General features: G+C 49.2%; 16 protein-coding genes, 5 tRNA genes and 2 other RNA genes. 22 read left to right on the forward strand and 1 reads right to left on the reverse strand.

Annotation, left to right across the window (positions count from 1 at the left end; genetic code table 11):
* Positions 1-6 precede the first annotated feature (6 nt).
* The 22 genes from odhB (at position 7) to nadA (ending at position 15,272) form a co-directional block, all read left to right on the forward strand.
* Entirely contained in the window at positions 7-1,218 is a 1,212-nt protein-coding gene (gene odhB, locus LC084_RS03040; protein ID WP_226569245.1) for a 2-oxoglutarate dehydrogenase complex dihydrolipoyllysine-residue succinyltransferase, read from the forward strand.
* A 109-nt stretch (positions 1,219-1,327) separates the two neighbouring features.
* Entirely contained in the window at positions 1,328-2,494 is a 1,167-nt protein-coding gene (sucC, locus tag LC084_RS03045) for an ADP-forming succinate--CoA ligase subunit beta (RefSeq protein ID WP_226569247.1), read from the forward strand.
* Complete coding sequence (gene sucD, locus LC084_RS03050; protein WP_226569249.1) at positions 2,494-3,366, forward strand: succinate--CoA ligase subunit alpha; 873 nt, start codon at positions 2,494-2,496, stop codon at positions 3,364-3,366. The genes sucC and sucD overlap by 1 nt, the downstream gene beginning before the upstream one ends.
* A gap of 682 nt (positions 3,367-4,048) precedes the next feature.
* Positions 4,049-5,617 (forward strand): cytochrome ubiquinol oxidase subunit I, encoded by a 1,569-nt coding sequence (cydA, locus tag LC084_RS03055; protein WP_226569250.1) that lies wholly within the window; start codon positions 4,049-4,051, stop codon positions 5,615-5,617.
* A 15-nt stretch (positions 5,618-5,632) separates the two neighbouring features.
* The gene (gene cydB, locus LC084_RS03060) at positions 5,633-6,772 is read left to right on the forward strand and encodes a cytochrome d ubiquinol oxidase subunit II (RefSeq protein WP_226569252.1); all 1,140 of its coding nucleotides are present in this window, start codon (positions 5,633-5,635) and stop codon (positions 6,770-6,772) included.
* Between the two features lie 14 nt (positions 6,773-6,786).
* Positions 6,787-6,903: a cytochrome bd-I oxidase subunit CydX gene (gene cydX, locus LC084_RS03065; RefSeq protein ID WP_226569254.1), complete on the forward strand. Its 117-nt coding sequence runs from the start codon at positions 6,787-6,789 to the stop codon at positions 6,901-6,903.
* Positions 6,900-7,193 carry a cyd operon protein YbgE gene (gene ybgE / locus LC084_RS03070; RefSeq protein WP_226569256.1) on the forward strand — a complete coding sequence of 98 codons (294 nt, stop codon included), beginning with the start codon at positions 6,900-6,902 and terminating at the stop codon, positions 7,191-7,193. The genes cydX and ybgE overlap by 4 nt, the downstream gene beginning before the upstream one ends.
* A gap of 135 nt (positions 7,194-7,328) precedes the next feature.
* Positions 7,329-7,733, forward strand: coding sequence for a tol-pal system-associated acyl-CoA thioesterase (ybgC, locus tag LC084_RS03075; protein ID WP_064597004.1), 405 nt, complete (start codon positions 7,329-7,331; stop codon positions 7,731-7,733).
* Positions 7,730-8,422: a Tol-Pal system protein TolQ gene (gene tolQ, locus LC084_RS03080; RefSeq protein ID WP_226569258.1), complete on the forward strand. Its 693-nt coding sequence runs from the start codon at positions 7,730-7,732 to the stop codon at positions 8,420-8,422. The genes ybgC and tolQ overlap by 4 nt, the downstream gene beginning before the upstream one ends.
* Positions 8,423-8,425: 3 nt before the next feature.
* Positions 8,426-8,854 carry a colicin uptake protein TolR gene (gene tolR, locus LC084_RS03085; protein WP_064597005.1) on the forward strand — a complete coding sequence of 143 codons (429 nt, stop codon included), beginning with the start codon at positions 8,426-8,428 and terminating at the stop codon, positions 8,852-8,854.
* Between the two features lie 36 nt (positions 8,855-8,890).
* Positions 8,891-10,123 (forward strand): cell envelope integrity protein TolA, encoded by a 1,233-nt coding sequence (tolA, locus tag LC084_RS03090; protein WP_226569260.1) that lies wholly within the window; start codon positions 8,891-8,893, stop codon positions 10,121-10,123.
* A 127-nt stretch (positions 10,124-10,250) separates the two neighbouring features.
* Positions 10,251-11,543: a Tol-Pal system beta propeller repeat protein TolB gene (tolB, locus tag LC084_RS03095; protein WP_226571117.1), complete on the forward strand. Its 1,293-nt coding sequence runs from the start codon at positions 10,251-10,253 to the stop codon at positions 11,541-11,543.
* A 31-nt stretch (positions 11,544-11,574) separates the two neighbouring features.
* Positions 11,575-12,087 carry a peptidoglycan-associated lipoprotein Pal gene (pal, locus tag LC084_RS03100; RefSeq protein ID WP_226569261.1) on the forward strand — a complete coding sequence of 171 codons (513 nt, stop codon included), beginning with the start codon at positions 11,575-11,577 and terminating at the stop codon, positions 12,085-12,087.
* A gap of 9 nt (positions 12,088-12,096) precedes the next feature.
* Entirely contained in the window at positions 12,097-12,885 is a 789-nt protein-coding gene (cpoB, locus tag LC084_RS03105; protein WP_226569263.1) for a cell division protein CpoB, read from the forward strand.
* 169 nt (positions 12,886-13,054) lie between these two features.
* A tRNA-Lys gene (locus LC084_RS03110) sits at positions 13,055-13,130 on the forward strand.
* A gap of 96 nt (positions 13,131-13,226) precedes the next feature.
* A tRNA-Val gene (locus LC084_RS03115) sits at positions 13,227-13,302 on the forward strand.
* A gap of 4 nt (positions 13,303-13,306) precedes the next feature.
* Positions 13,307-13,382, forward strand: a tRNA-Lys gene (locus tag LC084_RS03120).
* A 104-nt stretch (positions 13,383-13,486) separates the two neighbouring features.
* Positions 13,487-13,562 (forward strand) — tRNA-Lys (locus LC084_RS03125).
* A gap of 26 nt (positions 13,563-13,588) precedes the next feature.
* A tRNA-Lys gene (locus LC084_RS03130) sits at positions 13,589-13,664 on the forward strand.
* 31 nt (positions 13,665-13,695) lie between these two features.
* Positions 13,696-13,821: non-coding RNA, RtT sRNA (locus LC084_RS03135), on the forward strand.
* A gap of 31 nt (positions 13,822-13,852) precedes the next feature.
* Positions 13,853-13,977: non-coding RNA, RtT sRNA (locus LC084_RS03140), on the forward strand.
* A 233-nt stretch (positions 13,978-14,210) separates the two neighbouring features.
* Complete coding sequence (nadA, locus tag LC084_RS03145; RefSeq protein WP_226569265.1) at positions 14,211-15,272, forward strand: quinolinate synthase NadA; 1,062 nt, start codon at positions 14,211-14,213, stop codon at positions 15,270-15,272.
* A gap of 45 nt (positions 15,273-15,317) precedes the next feature.
* Here the strand turns inward: nadA and zitB are convergent, their stop codons facing one another.
* Entirely contained in the window at positions 15,318-16,262 is a 945-nt protein-coding gene (gene zitB / locus LC084_RS03150) for a CDF family zinc transporter ZitB (RefSeq protein WP_226569267.1), read from the reverse strand.
* Positions 16,263-16,470 lie beyond the last annotated feature (208 nt).

The raw sequence follows: 16,470 nt of genomic DNA on the forward strand, positions 1-16,470 counted from the left end.
TAAATAATGAGTAGCGTAGATATTCTTGTTCCCGACCTGCCTGAATCCGTTGCCGACGCCACTGTGGCAACCTGGCATAAAAAACCGGGTGACGCGGTAACCCGCGACGAAGTTCTGGTTGAAATCGAGACTGACAAAGTGGTACTGGAAGTACCAGCATCCGCTGATGGTGTACTGGATGCAGTCCTTGAAGCTGAAGGCACAACAGTGACTTCTCGTCAGATCCTTGGGCGGCTGCGTGAAGGTAACAGTTCTGGTAAAGAAACCTCGGCCAAAGCAGATGAAAAGGAATCAACACCAGCACAACGCCATACAGCGGATCTTGAAGAACAAACTAATGACGCGTTAAGCCCTGCTATTCGCCGCCTGTTGAGTGAACACGACCTTGATGCCAGTGCAATCAAAGGAACGGGTGTGGGTGGGCGTATCACGCGTGAAGATGTTGAAAAACATCTTGCTAAAGCTTCTGCAGCCGCACCGGCGGCTACGGCTCCGGCAGTAGAACCTGTTGCAGGTAACCGCAGTGAAAAACGTGTTCCAATGACTCGTTTGCGTAAGCGTGTTGCTGAACGTTTGCTGGAAGCGAAAAACTCGACGGCAATGCTGACTACGTTTAACGAAGTTAACATGAAGCCGATTATGGATTTGCGTAAACAGTACGGTGAGGCGTTTGAAAAACGCCATGGCATCCGCCTGGGCTTTATGTCTTTCTATGTGAAAGCCGTCGTCGAGGCTCTGAAGCGTTACCCTGAAGTGAACGCGTCAATTGATGGCGATGATGTGGTTTACCACAACTATTTCGATGTCAGTATGGCGGTTTCCACACCTCGTGGGTTGGTAACGCCAGTATTACGCGATGTCGATACCCTGGGAATGGCCGATGTCGAAAAACGTATCAAAGAGCTGGCTGTGAAAGGCCGTGACGGTAAACTTACCGTTGAAGACTTGACCGGTGGTAATTTCACGATTACTAACGGTGGTGTCTTTGGTTCCTTGATGTCCACCCCGATCATTAATCCACCGCAAAGCGCCATTCTGGGTATGCATGCCATCAAAGACCGCCCTATGGCGGTAGGCGGTAAAGTAGAAATTCTGCCAATGATGTATTTGGCGCTTTCTTACGATCACCGTCTGATTGATGGGCGTGAATCCGTCGGCTTCCTGGTGGCAATTAAAGAGATGCTGGAAGACCCGACTCGTCTGCTGCTGGATGTGTAGTTGTGTGGGGGGATTCCCCCACTCATTGATTACCCGGCCACGGCATTTGCCGTGGCGCAGAGTACCCCGAGCCTAGATGCTCTTCATCTGATTTGAATGGATAGAACTCATGAACTTACACGAATATCAGGCGAAACAATTGTTTGCCCGGTATGGCTTGCCGGCACCGGTGGGTTATGCCTGTACCACACCGCGTGAAGCGGAAGAAGCAGCGTCTAAAATTGGTGCTGGTCCGTGGGTAGTAAAGTGCCAGGTACACGCAGGTGGCCGCGGTAAAGCCGGCGGTGTGAAAGTTGTTAAAAATAAAGAAGACATCCGGGCCTTTGCAGAACAGTGGCTGGGTAAACGCCTGGTAACCTACCAAACAGATGCGAATGGTCAGCCGGTTAACCAGATTCTGGTTGAAAATGCGACTGATATCGCGAAAGAACTGTATCTTGGTGCGGTAGTGGATCGCAGCAGCCGTCGGGTGGTGTTCATGGCTTCCACTGAAGGTGGTGTGGAAATTGAGAAAGTTGCTGCTGAAACACCGCATCTTATCCACAAAACTGCTATTGACCCGCTGACGGGGCCGATGCCGTATCAGGGGCGTGAGTTGGCATTCAAGCTGGGGCTGAAAGGTAAGCAAATTCAGCAGTTCAGCAAAATTTTCATGGGCCTGGCTACCATGTTCCTCGAACGTGATCTGGCGCTGGTGGAAATCAACCCATTAGTCATTACCACCCAGGATGACCTGATTTGTCTTGATGGCAAGCTGGGCGTTGATGGCAATGCAATGTTCCGCCAACCAGAAATGCGTGAAATGCATGACCAGAGCCAGGAAGACCCACGTGAGGCCCATGCTGCGCAGTGGGAACTCAACTATGTGGCGCTGGAAGGCAATATCGGTTGCATGGTAAATGGCGCAGGCCTTGCTATGGGCACCATGGATATTGTGAAGTTACACGGTGGTGCGCCTGCTAACTTCCTTGATGTAGGTGGTGGGGCGACGAAAGAACGTGTTACAGAAGCGTTTAAAATTATTCTGTCGGATGATGCGGTTAAAGCGGTTCTGGTCAATATCTTCGGTGGGATTGTTCGTTGCGACTTGATTGCTGATGGCATCATTGGTGCTGTTGCTGAAGTTGGCGTGAATGTGCCAGTTGTGGTGCGTCTTGAAGGTAATAACGCAGAGATCGGGGCGAAGAAGCTGGCGGAAAGCGGCCTGAATATTATTGCGGCGACGAGTCTGACAGATGCCGCGCAGCAGGTTGTTGCTGCAGTGGAGGGGAAATAATGTCCATTTTAATCGATAAAAACACCAAAGTTATCTGCCAGGGTTTTACCGGAAGCCAGGGGACATTCCATTCTGAACAGGCTATTGCTTATGGCACCCAAATGGTCGGTGGTGTTACGCCTGGCAAAGGCGGTACCACTCACTTGGGCTTGCCCGTATTTAACACTGTTCGCGAAGCTGTAGATGCTACAGGGGCGACTGCATCTGTTATCTATGTCCCGGCACCTTTCTGCAAAGACTCGATTCTTGAAGCAATCGACGCGGGTATCAAGCTGATTATCACGATTACTGAAGGCATTCCAACCCTGGATATGCTGACAGTGAAAGTGAAACTGGACGAAGCTGGCGTGCGCATGATTGGGCCCAACTGCCCGGGCGTTATCACTCCGGGTGAATGCAAAATCGGCATCATGCCTGGGCATATCCACCAACCGGGTAAAGTCGGTATTGTTTCACGCTCTGGTACGCTGACCTATGAAGCGGTGAAACAAACAACTGACTACGGTTTTGGCCAGTCGACTTGTGTTGGTATTGGTGGTGATCCGATTCCTGGTTCCAACTTTATCGATATTCTGAAAATGTTCCAGGAAGACCCACAAACCGAAGCCATCGTCATGATCGGTGAAATCGGTGGTAGCGCAGAAGAAGAAGCCGCTGCTTATATTAAGGAACATGTCACTAAGCCGATGGTGGGCTATATAGCAGGTGTTACCGCGCCGAAGGGCAAACGTATGGGCCATGCGGGTGCCATTATTGCAGGTGGTAAAGGTACTGCAGATGAAAAATTTGCGGCATTAGAAGCTGCTGGGGTGAAAACTGTACGCAGCCTGGCGGATATTGGTGAAGCGCTTAAATCTATTCTTCCTCAATAAAAAAATGGTGATCGCCAGAAAGGCGTGAACCCCTTTTCGACATGGTTGGCCATCCACTGGGTGGCCTTTTTTTTCAGTGAATTCGGTACAGCAAAACAAAAAAACAAAATTGAAAATAAAAAGTTAAAAACTTGAAGAATTTTGTGAAAGAACTAAGCTTAAATTTATTTCATATAGTTACTGTTTCATTCTGAAAATGGCAACCACGCTGCACTTTAATTATTTATAACATTTAACACCCAACATATATAATTAACCTCAATTTGATTAACATAAAGTTAACCTTGCCATACGCTTAAATAACGTCATTAACATAAACTCGCGTTATTGATTTAAATCAATAAAATAACCTCTTGTTAGTAAATGAAAAATACGTGATTTGTCGAAGATCAAACTAGCGCTCAGAGCTGTTTTTCGCTATAAATTGATCACCGTCGAGAAACGCAAAAAACGTTCAATAAAAACCTATTTATTGTAAGTCTATTGAAGCGTAATATATTCGCGGGATTCATTTGGTATTAATTAACGTATTTGTAACCTTTTGGCTTTTCTTGTTTTACATTCAGTGGTGCCGGAAAAGAAAGAGGTCGCAAATGTTTTTTGTATTGGGGCAAGTGTAGGGGAATGCTGTAGCCAGGTATTCTTCTATTGCGCGTCTTCATGCGAGGAGCAAGGAGTCAAGATGTTTGATATAGTCGAACTGTCACGATTGCAGTTTGCCTTGACCGCACTGTACCACTTTCTGTTTGTGCCACTGACGCTGGGTATGGCGTTCTTGCTGGCCATCATGAATACGATATATGTGCTGTCTGGTAAACAAATCTATAAAGATATGACCAAGTTTTGGGGAAAGTTGTTTGGTATCAACTTTGCTCTTGGGGTTGCCACTGGTTTAACCATGGAATTCCAGTTCGGTACTAACTGGTCGTATTATTCGCATTATGTGGGCGATATTTTTGGTGCGCCGCTCGCTATTGAAGGTTTAATGGCCTTCTTCCTTGAGTCAACATTCGTTGGGCTCTTCTTCTTTGGCTGGGACAGATTGACCAAAGTACAGCATATGGCTGTTACCTGGTTAGTTGCATTAGGTTCTAACCTTTCAGCGTTGTGGATTCTGGTTGCAAACGGCTGGATGCAAAACCCCATCGCTTCTGAGTTCAACTATGAAACTATGCGTATGGAAATGGTCAGCTTCTCTGAGCTGGTCCTGAACCCGGTTGCGCAGGTTAAATTTGTTCACACTGTTGCTGCGGGCTATGTAACCGGTGCGATGTTTATTCTTAGCATCAGCGCATGGTACATGCTCAAAGGTCGTGACCTCGCATTTGCAAAACGCTCCTTTGCGATTGCTGCCAGCTTCGGGATGGCTGCTGTGCTTTCCGTTATCGTACTGGGTGATGAATCCGGTTATGAAATGGGTGACGTACAGAAAACCAAACTGGCTGCCATTGAAGCTGAATGGGAAACGCAACCTGCTCCTGCATCATTTACCTTGTTTGGTATTCCTGACCAGGCTGAGCAGAAAAACCATTACTCTATTCAGATTCCGTATCTCTTGGGGCTTATCGCCACACGTTCTGTTGATACGCCAGTGCTGGGTCTTAAAGACCTCATGGCGCAGCATGAAGAGCGTATTCGTAATGGGATGAAGGCTTATAAGCTGCTGGAAGAGTTGCGTGCAGGCTCAACCGACCAGACGGTGCGTACTGAGTTTAACAGCGTGAAGAAAGACCTTGGCTATGGCCTGTTGTTAAAACGTTATACACCGAATGTCACGGATGCCACTGAAGCTCAAATTCAGAAAGCGACCAAAGACTCCATCCCAGAAGTTGCTCCACTCTATTTCGCTTTCCGTATCATGGTTGCTTGTGGGATCTTGTTGCTCTTGATTATCGGCCTGTCGTTCTGGTCAGTGATTCGTAACCGTATCGGTCAGAAAAAATGGCTATTGCGTGCGGCTTTCTATGGCCTGCCACTACCGTGGATTGCAGTAGAAGCCGGGTGGTTTGTGGCTGAATACGGTCGCCAGCCATGGGCAATTGGGGAAGTGTTACCCACCGCCGTTGCAAACTCAACATTGTCTGTATATGACTTGATTTTCTCAATCGTATTGATATGCGGTCTGTACACCTTGTTCCTGGTGGCAGAACTGTTCCTGATGTTCAAGTTTGCACGTCTGGGGCCAAGTAGTCTGAAAACCGGTCGCTATCATTTTGAGCAATCCGGCGCTACAGCTCAAACGGCACGCTAAGACAGGAGTCGAAACATGATCGATTATGAAGTATTGCGTTTTATCTGGTGGTTGCTGATTGGCGTTCTGCTGATTGGCTTTACCGTGGCTGATGGTTTCGACTTCGGCGTAGGTATGCTGACCCGCTTTATGGGCCGTAATGATGTTGAACGTCGTGTGATGATTAACAGCATTGCGCCACACTGGGACGGTAACCAGGTATGGCTTATCACTGCAGGTGGGGCATTATTTGCAGCCTGGCCGATGGTATATGCTGCCGCTTTTTCTGGCTTTTATGTCGCGATGATCTTAGTGCTGGCATCATTGTTCTTCCGCCCGGTTGGCTTTGATTACCGCTCTAAAATTGAAGACACTCGCTGGCGTAATATGTGGGACTGGTGCATTTTTGTCGGCAGCTTTGTTCCACCGCTGGTTATTGGTGTTGCTTTTGGTAACTTGTTGCAAGGTGTTCCATTTACTGTCGATGAGTATCTGCGCCTGACATATACCGGTAATTTTTTCCAGTTGCTGAACCCGTTCGGCCTGTTAGCGGGTGTTGTTAGTGTGGCTATGTTCCTGACTCAGGGGGCAACCTACCTGCAAATGCGTACCAACGGTGAGTTACTGTTACGTGCTCGTGCAGTTTCTCAGGTTGCCACACTGGTCATGATGGTGTGCTTTATCCTTGCCGGTGTTTGGGTTGTCTACGGTATTGATGGTTATGTGGTTACATCCGCAATGGACCACCACGCAGCATCCGATCCGCTTGTCAAAGAGGTATCTCGCCAGGCTGGAGCATGGCTGGTCAACTTTAACAATGCACCAATTCTCTGGGCGATCCCTGCTCTGGGTGTTGTGCTGCCGTTGCTTACTGTGCTGATGACCCGTGTGAATAAAGCTGCCCTGGCCTTTATTTTCTCCTCGCTGACTATTGCGTGCGTCATTCTGACTGCTGGTGTGGCAATGTTCCCATTCATTATGCCATCCAGCGTTATGATGAATGCCAGCCTGACAATGTGGGATGCGACATCCAGCCAGTTAACTCTGTCTGTGATGACCTACGTAGCGGTTGTGTTCGTGCCAATCATTCTTTTGTATACCGCCTGGTGTTACTGGAAAATGTTTGGTCGTATCACGAAAGAACACATTGAAAGCAACACGCATTCTCTGTACTAAGTAAGGAGCTGATTATGTGGTATTTCGCATGGATTCTGGGCACCCTTCTTGCGTGTGCATTCGGTGTGATTACGGCGCTGGCGCTGGAACACGTTGAAGCCAGCCAGTCCGGGGAAAAAGAGCAGGGATGAAAAATCTGATTTCATCGCTCTACAAGCTGGTAGATAAGAGCCCGTTAAGGGCTCTTTCTCTGGTGATGGCACTGGTCCTGGCTGGTTGTATGTTCTGGAACCCGTCACGCTTTGCCGCGCACACCAGCGCGTTATCTGTCTGGCACGGTTTATTACTGATGTGGGCAGTTTGCGCTGGGGTTATTCATGGTATTGGTTTTAAGCTGAAAGCCATTCAGTGGCAGGCTGTTTTTTGCCCATTACTCGCCATGATCGTACTGGCAACGGGGTTGGTTTTTTTCTTTTTTTGAATAAGCTACCTCCGTCACAATTTATGGGCTTTACAAAGCCCATAAATATTTACACTCCGCACCCCTTAACCCATTCCCAACCCACTTCAGCTTGCGTATAGTAGCAACGTTTATTTTGCCTTACCGGGATGTAAAGTGAGCACTAAGCAGTTTCAATGGCCTGTGCGTGTCTACTATGAAGATACTGATGCAGGGGGAGTGGTTTACCACGCCAGTTACATTGCCTTTTATGAAAGAGCACGTACTGAAATGCTGCGTGAACATAACTTCAGTCAGCAGGCATTGCTGGAAGAGCGTGTTGCCTTTGTTGTGCGCCGTATGTCCATCGAGTACCACGCGCCAGCCCGGCTTGACGACTTACTCGAAATCCAAACAGAGATTACCACGCTACGCAGGACATCTATGGTCTTTACGCAGCGTATAGTCAATGCAGACAACAAGATCCTTAATGAAGCGGAAGTGCTTATTGCTTGCGTTGATCCAATCATCATGAAGCCAAAAGCGCTTCCACTTTCTATTGTCGCGGAGTTCAAGCAGTGACTGACATGAATATCCTTGATTTGTTCCTGAAGGCAAGCCTTCTGGTCAAACTCATCATGTTGATTTTAATGGGTTTCTCTATTGCATCCTGGGCTATCATTATCCAGCGAACCCGCATTCTCAATGCGGCAACACGCGAGGCTGAAACCTTCGAAGATAAGTTCTGGTCAGGTATTGATCTATCCCGCCTGTATCAGGAAAGCCAGGGGCGTCGTGAGAATTTGAGTGGTTCCGAACAAATTTTCTATTCGGGCTTCAAAGAGTTTGCCCGCCTGCATCGGGCTAACAGCCATGCACCGGAAGCCATTGTTGAAGGGGCATCGCGGGCAATGCGTATCTCAATGAACCGTGAGCTTGAGTCGCTGGAAACGCATATTCCGTTTCTGGGGACTGTAGGCTCTATCAGCCCGTATATTGGTTTGTTTGGTACGGTGTGGGGGATCATGCATGCGTTTATCGGCCTGGGTGCAGTGAAGCAAGCTACATTGCAGATGGTTGCTCCAGGGATTGCAGAGGCGCTGATCGCGACTGCGATTGGTCTGTTTGCCGCTATCCCGGCGGTTATGGCTTACAACCGTTTGAACCTGCGTGTTAACAAGCTTGAGTTGAATTACGACAACTTCATGGAAGAGTTTACCGCGATTCTGCACCGTCAGGCGTTTACCACTAGTGAGAGCCAAAAGGGGTAAACCATGGCCAGAGTGCGGGGACGAGGTAGCCGGGAGCTGAAGTCCGAAATCAATATTGTGCCGTTGCTGGATGTTCTGTTAGTGCTGGTGCTTATCTTTATGGCCACGGCACCTATCATCACACAGAGCGTCGAGGTGGATTTACCCGATGCAACGGATTCACAGTCCGTGGCGACTAACGATGATCCCCCCGTCATTATTGAAGTCTCTGGTGTGGGGCAGTACAGCGTTGTGGTTGCGAAAGATCGTATGGATCAACTTCCGCCAGAGCAAGTTATTGCAGAGGCTCAACGGCGCCTGGCAGCAAATCCGAAAACGGTATTTCTGATCGGGGGCGCGAAAGAAGTCCCTTACGATGAAATTATTAAAGCGCTTAATTTGTTGCATCAGGCTGGTGTGAAATCGGTAGGTCTGATGACCCAACCAATTTAATCAGCGCTATAACGGCAGAGTTTTTGGGAACCAAGAGTGTCAAAGGCAACCGAAGAGAACAAAAAGCTTAAACGTGCCATCATCATCTCAACGGTACTGCATGTCATACTGTTTGCGGTGCTGATTTGGAGTTCGTTTGACGAACATATTGATGCCAGCGCCGGTGGTGGTGGCGGTTCGTCTATTGATGCCGTGATGGTTGATCCTGGCGCTGTAGTCGATCAATACAACCGCCAGTCACAACAGCAGGCCAGTGCGCAAAGAGCGGCTGAGCAGCGTGAAAAACAGGCTCAGCAGCAGGCTGAAGAACTCCGCGAGAAGCAGGCTGCGGAGCAACAGCGTCTGAAAGAACTCGAAAAAGAGCGGTTAGCTCAGGAGCAGGCACAACAGCAAAAAGAGGCTGAACAGGCTGCAGCAGAAAAAGCTGCTACGCAAAAAGCAGCAGCAGATAAGGCAGCAGCCGAGAAGGCTGCAGCTCAAAAAGCAGCAGCAGATAAGGCAGCCGCCGAGAAGGCGGCAGCTCAGAAAGCAGCAGCAGATAAGGCAGCAGCCGAGAAAGCGGCAGCTCAGAAAGCAGCAGCAGATAAGGCAGTAGCCGAGAAAGCGGCAGCTCAGAAAGCAGCAGCAGATAAGGCAGTAGCCGAGAAAGCGGCAGCTCAGAAAGCAGCAGCAGAGAAGGCCGCAGCCCAGAAAGCGGCGGCAGAGAAGGCCGCAGCCGAGAAAGCTACAGCCCAGAAAGCGGCGGCAGAGAAGGCCGCAGCCGAGAAAGCTACAGCCCAGAAAGCGGCGGCAGAGAAAGCGGCTGCTAAAAAGGCGGCAGCCGAGAAAGCCGCAGCAGAAAAAGCTGCTGCCAGTAAAGCCGCAGCTAAACAGGCTGCAGGGGTTGATGACTTATTAGGTGACCTCAGCGCCAATAAAAATGCACCAAAAGCTGGGGGTGGGGCAAAAGGTAGCAACGCCTCACCAGCAGGGAGTGGTAATACCAAGAATAATGGTGCATCAGGTGCTGAAATTAATGGCTATGCTTCGCAAATTAAATCTGCCATTGAAAGCAAATTCTATGATTCAGGCTCTTATGCAGGCAAAACCTGTACGCTCAGAATCAAGCTGGCACCTGATGGCATGTTGCTGGATGTGCAGTCAGAAGGTGGTGACCCGGCATTATGCCAGGCGGCACTTGCAGCTGCTCGCCAGGCGCATATGCCAAAACCGCCAAGCCAGGCAGTTTATGAAGTATTTAAGAATGCGCCGCTGGATTTCAAACCGTAATTCTATTCCCCTGTAATAAGGGGATAGCATGAACGTTAAGTCGCCGTGTGGCGGTAGTTGTGTGTTGTTGGGTTTGTTAACCTTCTGCTAATTATCGTGGATCTAGTGTCCAGATAAGGGAGATATGATGAAGCAGGCATTACGAGTTGCATTAAGTTTCCTGATGCTGTGGGCAGCAGTGCTGCACGCGGAAGTACGCATCGAGATAACCCAGGGGGTGGACTCGGCTCGCCCCATCGGTGTTGTACCGTTTAAATGGGCGGGTCCTGGTGCCGCACCGGAAGATATTGGCAGCATTGTGGCTGCAGATTTACGTAACAGTGGCAAATTCAATCCGCTGGATACATCGCGCTTGCCTCAACAGCCTGCTACTGCGCAGGAAGTTCAGCCCGCAGCGTGGTCCGCATTGGGGATTGATGCTGTAGTCGTTGGCCAGGTCTCTCCGAATCCGGATGGCAGCTATTCTGTATCATACCAACTGGTTGATACTGGTGGTGCCCCAGGCTCTGTTCTGGCTCAGAACACCTACAAAGTGAATAAGCAGTGGTTACGCTATGCCGCTCATACTGCCAGTGATGAAGTTTTTGAAAAACTGACGGGCATCAAAGGCGCTTTCCGTACACGTATTGCTTATGTTGTCCAGACAGCAAACAGCCAATATCCTTATGAACTGCGTGTCGCAGACTATGATGGCTACAACCAGTTCCTGGTACATAAATCACCAGAACCGCTGATGTCTCCGGCATGGTCTCCTGATGGTAGCAAACTCGCTTATGTGACCTTTGAAAGTGGCCGTTCTGCCTTAGTTGTTCAGAACCTGGCTAATGCTACTGTACGACAGATAGCGTCTTTCCCGCGGCATAATGGCGCACCAGCATTTTCACCGGATGGTACCAAACTGGCTTTCGCACTGTCTAAAACAGGCAGTCTGAATCTGTATGTGATGGATTTAGCATCTGGGCAGATTCGCCAGATTACCAATGGTCGTAGCAATAATACTGAACCAAGCTGGTTCCCGGACAGCCAAACCCTGGCTTACACTTCTGACCAGGCTGGTCGTCCGCAGGTGTACAAAATCAACATTAATGGCGGTGCTCCACAACGCCTGACCTGGGAAGGTGCACAAAACCAGGATCCGGATGTTAGCGCCGATGGTAAATTCCTGGTGATGGTGAGTTCCAGTGGTGGTGCTCAGCATATCGCCAAACAGGATCTGGAAACGGGAGGAGTCCAAACTTTAACTTCTACGTTCCTGGACGAAACGCCAAGTCTGGCACCTAACGGCACTATGGTAATCTACAGCTCTTCTCAGGGGATGGGATCCGTGCTGAATTTGGTCTCTACAGATGGGCGTTTCAAAGCGCGTCTACCGGCTACTGATGGTCAGGTGAAATCACCAGCCTGGTCGCCGTATCTGTAAATAAAAGAGTTCTTACTAAGGATTATAAAAAATGCAATTTAACAAAGTGCTGAAAGGGCTGATGCTGGTTCTGCCTGTTATGGCCATCGCTGCTTGTAGCTCTCACAAGAATGCAAATAATGGTCAGAGCGAAGGCATGCTGGGTGCCGGCACCGGTATGGAAGGCAATGGCAACATGTCTTCTGAAGAACAAGCTCGTCTGCAGATGCAACAACTGCAGCAGAACAATATCGTTTACTTCGATCTGGATAAATACGATATCCGTTCTGAATTCGCAGCGATGCTGGACGCGCATGCCGCATTCCTGCGTAGCAACCCGTCTTACAAAGTGACTATTGAAGGTCACGCGGATGAACGTGGTACGCCGGAATACAACATCGCACTGGGCGAACGCCGTGCGAACGCAGTGAAAATGTACCTGCAGGGCAAAGGTGTTGCTGCAGATCAGATCTCTATCGTTTCCTACGGTAAAGAAAAACCAGCAGTACTGGGCCATGACGAAGCCGCTTATGCGAAAAACCGTCGCGCCGTACTGGTTTACTAAGAGAATGGCATGATCAGTAACTTCAGACATCATCTGTTGAGTCTGTCGTTACTGGTTGGCGTAGCGGCCCCCTGGGCCGCTAATGCTCAGGCGCCAATCAGTAGTGTAGGCTCAGGGTCCGTAGAGGACCGCGTAACGCAACTCGAGCGCATTTCCAATGCGCACAGCCAGCTTTTAACCCAACTCCAGCAGCAACTTTCAGATAACCAGTCCGACATAGACACACTCCGTGGTCAAATTCAGGAAAGCCAGTATCAACTTAGCCAAATTGAAGAGCGGCAAAAGCAGATATTGTTGCAGTTAGGGAATATGTCTGGTGGAGCATCTGCGAATGGTGCGGCTCCTGCAGACGGGAGTACGAACGGTGATACCGGGAATACGGCAGCACCTTCTGCACCAGCTCCATCAACGCCGGTTCAAACCGGTGACGCCAATACAGATTACAATGCTGCGTTTGCTCTGGTGCAGGATAAATCGCGCCAGGATGATGCCATTGCTGCATTCCAGAACTTTGTGAAAAAGTATCCGGATTCAACCTATGTTCCAAATGCTAATTTTTGGCTGGGGCAATTGTATTACAGCAAAGGCAAAAAAGACGACGCGGCTTACTATTTTGCTTCAGTCGTTAAAAACTTCCCGCAGTCACCGAAAGCACCGGATGCAATGTATAAAGTCGGTTTGATCATGCAGGAAAAAGGCGACACGGCAAAAGCGAAAGCGGTTTACCAACAAGTGGTCGCAAAATATCCCGGTACCGATGGTGCTAAACAGGCTCAAAAACGCCTGAATGGTATGTAATGACCATGGCAAGGCCTGATAATGTCGTTTTTCTGGCCTTGCCGCCTGAAACATAAGCAGTTGAAGCGCCTTTCTCGAAATTTTTGTTGCGCTGAAATGAGAAAGCAGTAATATATGCCGCCGTTGCCGGGGGATACGTCACTTAAGAGTGATGAGCCTGCAAGACGATGGGTCGTTAGCTCAGTTGGTAGAGCAGTTGACTTTTAATCAATTGGTCGCAGGTTCGAATCCTGCACGACCCACCAAAAATTTTGGTGTTCGTCACGGCAAAAGGTGTTTCATGTGGTTTTTATCCATGACCCACCATTAAGGCAGTTACTGCCTGTCAAAGTAGTACATGTGGGTGATTAGCTCAGCTGGGAGAGCACCTCCCTTACAAGGAGGGGGTCGGCGGTTCGATCCCGTCATCACCCACCACTTCGGGTCGTTAGCTCAGTTGGTAGAGCAGTTGACTTTTAATCAATTGGTCGCAGGTTCGAATCCTGCACGACCCACCAGTTTTCTCCGGTGGATATGTCTAAGGCAGCAAGTTGTCTTGTTGCGTGGTTTGTTTACTTTGTGAAAACTGTTGAACAGTAGTAAAAGTAGTCGCTTAATTGATGGGTCGTTAGCTCAGTTGGTAGAGCAGTTGACTTTTAATCAATTGGTCGCAGGTTCGAATCCTGCACGACCCACCATCACTTAAGCCAGTATTACCCGAAAGGGGTCGTTAGCTCAGTTGGTAGAGCAGTTGACTTTTAATCAATTGGTCGCAGGTTCGAATCCTGCACGACCCACCAGTGTGGAAAGGCGCCCTAAAGGCGCCTTTTTGCTATGTGCAAAAAGTGCAGGATGAGAACCTGCGAAGGTTCGAGCCGAGCGAAGCGAGACAACGTTGCCTCGGGCAACGGCCCGCAGGGTGAGGCCAACGGCCGAATAATCCTGCACGACCCACCAGTGTGGAAAGGCGTCCTAAAGGCGCCTTTTTGCTATGAGTAAAAAGTGCAGAATGAGAACCTGCACAGGTTCGAGCCGAGCGAAGCGAGACAACGTTGCCCCTGGCAACGGCCCGCAGGGTGAGGCCAACGGCCGAACCGTCCTGCACCTCAACGATTCAGCTCCCAGCAAATCATCACAAGTAAGCCCTGCCCCATACAGATATTCTCCCGCCAGTAAAATGTGGCAACGCACAAAACTGCAATTTCGCGTATTTGGTAAACAAAATTTCACGACAACAAGCAATAATTCGGCTATCTTGTTTAGCATATAAAACAAATGACCTGCTCTGAATGGAAAAATACGGGTTGCAGGCATTTTTTGGTTAAGTTGTTAAACGAGAGTGTCCCATGAGTGTAATGGCCGAACTGCACAATTCCATTTATCCCTTTCCACCCAAACCGCCTCGTCTGAGTGATGCTGAAAAAGCACTGTATCGGGAAAAAATTAAAACGCTATTGAAGGAGCGTAATGCGGTCATGGTAGCGCATTACTATACCGACCCAGAAATTCAGGCTCTGGCTGAGGAAACGGGAGGGTGTGTAGCCGATTCGCTGGAAATGGCCCGATTTGGAGCTAATCACCCGGCTTCTACACTATTGGTTGCGGGTGTGCGTTTTATGGGGGAGACAGCAAAGATCCTCAGCCCAGAAAAAACAGTATTAATGCCAACGCTTGCAGCAGAGTGTTCCCTGGATTTGGGCTGCCCGGAAGATGAGTTTAGTGCATTTTGTGATGCACACCCGGACAGAACCGTAGTGGTGTATGCCAATACATCGGCAGCGGTTAAAGCGCGTGCTGACTGGGTTGTGACATCCAGTATTGCAGTAGAACTTATCGAGCATCTCGACAGCCTGGGTGAAAAAATTATTTGGGCTCCGGACCGCCATTTAGGGCGTTATGTCCAAAAACAGACAGAGGCCGACATTCTTTGCTGGCAGGGTGCCTGCATTGTTCATGATGAATTTAAAACTCAGGCACTGTTACAGATGAAGGCGCTTTACCCGGATGCTGCCGTATTGGTTCACCCCGAATCTCCACAGGCTATTGTTGACCTGGCAGATGCGGTAGGCTCAACCAGCCAGCTCATTGCTGCTGCACGTAAATTGCCGCATCCAAGGCTGATTGTCGCTACCGACCGCGGCATTTTTTATAAAATGCAGCAGGCCTGCCCGGATAAAACATTGCTGGAAGCACCAACAGCAGGCGAAGGTGCAACTTGCCGTAGCTGTGCTCATTGCCCATGGATGGCTATGAATGGTTTGAGTGCGATTGCCAGTGGGTTGGAGCAGGGGGGATCTGAGCATGAAATTCATGTCGATCCGGCTTTACGGGAAAAGGCGCTTTTGCCTTTGAACAGAATGCTACAATTCGCGGCGTCTCTGAACCAGGTTGTCAAAGGGAATGCGTGACCTCATGCCCGTGGGGCCTGGCACGGGCATATCGTTTACTCAATGCTAATGATGGTGGTGATGAGCCCCGGCAGGCTGTGTTTGGTTGAGATCGCACAGCGCTGTTTCGCACGGCTGGTATTCCATTTGTACCGTGGCATGTGCAATGTGGTAATTTTCACGCAGAAAAGTATGGATACGCTCCAGTAGTTCGTCGTGATCACGTGGAGGAATGACTTGCACATGCAGTGTAATAAGTGGTTGCTCCCCAACCAGCCAAACATGGACATGGTGCACCTGGCGAACTTCAGGCAAAGCCCGTGTAAGGGCTTTTTGCATTTTCGCAATATCCAAATCCCGCGGTGCGCCTTCCATCAATTCATTGACACTTTCCTTTAACAGCTTCCAGGCACTGCGCAACACCAGGCAGGAAACCAGTACGGACAATATTGGGTCTACCGGTGTCCATCCTGTCCACATAATCACAATCGCGGCAACAATAGCGCCAACCGACCCCAGCAAATCCCCCAGCACATGCAGTGCTGCGGCACGCACGTTCAGATTACTTTCGCTGTTACCACGATGAAGCATCCAGAAAGCCGCAAGATTCGCCAGTAACCCCAAAATGGCGATGGTGAGCATCATGGTGCCGCCAACTGGCCGTGGATGCCAGAAGCGCACCACAGCTTCCCAGACAATCAGTACGGTGATAACGACAAGCGCAATAGCATTAACAAATGCGGCAAGGGTGGGCAGCCGTAGCCAGCCAAATGTATGGCTACGCACCGGCGAGCGACGTGCTATTCGCACAGCTATAAGGGCAATAAACAGCGCTACGGCATCTGTGAGCATATGACCAGCATCTGCCAGCAAAGCCAAAGAACCCGACAGTAAACCACCAATAACCTCTGCGACCATAAACAAGGCAGTTATTACAAACGCATAGAACAAGCGCTTTTCATTGTCATCACTGCCATTATGCGAATGATGATGGGAATGGGTGTGAGCCATGTTTCTCCTGAGCAATAATGGGGTACACCAAGAAATTCGTTGAAGTATAAAGCTATTATGGCTTCAGGACCGGTATGGGTACAGAAGAGAAAACGGCAAACAACCGTTATTCTTTCACGGTGGATTTAAAAATATAATTTATTATCAATTAATTAAGTGATTTCGAGCGAAAAATTATGTTTTTGGCTTATCTGGTGGGTTTTAGTGG

The organism is Mangrovibacter yixingensis (assembly GCF_020523985.1).
GTDB lineage: Bacteria > Pseudomonadota > Gammaproteobacteria > Enterobacterales > Enterobacteriaceae > Mangrovibacter > Mangrovibacter yixingensis.